Source organism: Synechococcus sp. Cruz CV12-2-Slac-r (assembly GCF_024346075.1).
Classification (GTDB): domain Bacteria; phylum Cyanobacteriota; class Cyanobacteriia; order PCC-6307; family Cyanobiaceae; genus Synechococcus_D.
Window position 1 is genome coordinate 1 of sequence record NZ_JAGQEK010000237.1, and the last position, 2,012, is coordinate 2,012.

Genomic DNA, 2,012 nt, shown 5'->3' on the forward strand with positions numbered 1-2,012 from the left:
TTCGCTAACTGTAAGTAAATTTGGAACGCTTTTAAGAATATTAGGATTAGTGTGAATGATATCAATAGATGCATTATTAATAGGATTGCTATCTAGTTGTTGCTCGCAATCGAACGCTTCATGGGTGTTTAACTGCATGTTTATACTGTTAACGGATAAACCCGCAGCCTTTAGTGATCGTAAGGTTGCTTTGGCTCCCCCTGCAAGGCCAAAAACCGAACTGAGGTGCCCGTAAAAGTTCACTTCAATGGGCATAGGTAAGCCAGTAGCGCTATGCATATTATGCATTATTAATTGTATTCGTGCAACACAAAGCTTATTTATTATATAATAGAAGAGATTAAATTAGAAATTTGGTATTTACAAATACTACCCGTTCCGATTTGCATCTTACTCGGATTGAGCCGTTGCCTGCATCATGCTCAATGGCTGAAAATGTAAAAAAAAATATTTCTCTAGATAAAATCAATGTTGATATCGAGGCGTTAAATTACCCGCTAATGCGTTTTAAGAAAGATCAAAATTCAAATCTTCACAAGTTGCTATATAAAACTCACTTTGAGCGTGAAAATCATTATAGTGAAATTTGCAAATGGATTGTTTCACATATTCTAAATGAGCCAGCCTATGTGCAGGTTGTGCCTTGCTATCGTGTTGGGTTTCCATTAAATCGATGGGTTGGTTGTTTTCACAGAGATTCAGACTTTGGCCATAGCGTAGCTGAAATAAATTTTATCTGTGCTCTAACTGCTATGGCTGGATCATCGGCATTGCAGGTTGAAGATTATCCCGGCTCATTCTCCTATATCTCTATGGATCTATTGCCTGGTGAGTTGATCTCATTTGATCATATTGATCGTTTGCATGGATGTAAACGTAATAAAACCGGAGAAATTGTTATTAGCATGGATTTCCGTTTTATTCCATTGAGATTATCAGCCCAAGCATTTTCATTGGCTGCCTCCACAGTAAATACTAAAATGGCTCTTCTGCCTGGTTCATATTTTAGCTCTGAACCTTTGCTGCCATGAAAGAGCGAATTGTATTATTCTCTCATTTTTCAAAATCTGGAGAGTTGCCAACTTGCTCAAGAAGAATGCTGCTTAGTATTAAGGAGCAGGGATGGGTGTTTATAGTGATTAGTAATTTTTTGAATTCTGAGGCTTTGGAATGGTGTAAGTTGCAGGGCATGGAATGGATTCTTAGAGATAATAAGGGTCGTGATTTTGGTGCTTTTCAACATGGCTTATTCTATTTAAAACAAGAACAGAGGTTGGCTAATTGCATGGGGCTAATACTATTGAATGATAGTGTATATCTGCGATGCGACTATTTGCAAAGCAGTTGGGTTAGATTCTTGAATGGCTTGGATGACACACTGCTCGCGATCACAGATAGTTATCAGAATGGTTATCACTTGCAAAGCTATGCTTTAAATATTCCACCTTTGATTTTCAATTCAACCCAGTGGCATAATTTTTGGCGGTTATTAAATATTTCTGGATCCACAGCCGCAATTATTCGTAATGGTGAAATTGAATTATCGGCTCACTTATTGCGAGCTGGATTTAAGTTGAAAGCACTCCATCCAGTGTTAGATTTACGCCGGCTTAGTGGAAGCACTCAATTTTTTGAATGGCTTAAAATGCAATTAGATGCTAGCCAGCAGCGAATGGTGCATGATTATATAGCAGCTCAGGCTAGAGTTTCCAGTTGTATAATTAATCCTTCCCATCAATTAGTAATAACATCGCTCTTTGATGGTGCACCTTTGGTGAAACGCGATTTATTGGAAGCCAATCCATCTGCTGTTCCAGATCCATTCTTCTTTGCTAGCTCTGTTGATTGGTTTGATGCTGAAGAAATGGTTGGTTATCTAAAACCACCATTAGTGGGCTTTAAAGGATCAGGGTTGATACAAAAAATACTACGCAAGCTTTATAATTTTTCTACAAGGATCCAGCGTTGACGATCCAAATATTTAATCATTATTAATACCAGAATAAGTTGTA

The 2,012-nt window shown here is 37.7% G+C and carries 2 protein-coding genes and 1 pseudogene; 2 read left to right on the forward strand and 1 reads right to left on the reverse strand.

Features of this window, described 5'->3' with window-relative positions; translation table 11 throughout:
* Positions 1-255 (reverse strand): annotated as a pseudogene (locus KB557_RS11135) (glycosyltransferase family 1 protein); the annotation flags it as partial.
* Between the two features lie 170 nt (positions 256-425).
* Between KB557_RS11135 and KB557_RS11140 the strand changes: the two are divergent.
* Both KB557_RS11140 and KB557_RS11145 read left to right on the forward strand, forming a co-directional pair.
* Entirely contained in the window at positions 426-1,031 is a 606-nt protein-coding gene (locus KB557_RS11140; protein ID WP_255134214.1) for a hypothetical protein, read from the forward strand.
* Complete coding sequence (locus tag KB557_RS11145; RefSeq protein ID WP_255134216.1) at positions 1,028-1,969, forward strand: hypothetical protein; 942 nt, start codon at positions 1,028-1,030, stop codon at positions 1,967-1,969. Before KB557_RS11140 ends, KB557_RS11145 begins: the two co-directional genes overlap by 4 nt.
* Positions 1,970-2,012 lie beyond the last annotated feature (43 nt).

Bases quoted from the DNA above. Each gene is read 5' to 3' on its own strand.
- KB557_RS11145 (WP_255134216.1), top strand. From the start codon at position 1,028: ATGAAAGAGCGAATTGTATTATTCTCTCATTTTTCAAAATCTGGAGAG.
- KB557_RS11140 (WP_255134214.1), top strand. From the start codon at position 426: ATGGCTGAAAATGTAAAAAAAAATATTTCTCTAGATAAAATCAATGTT.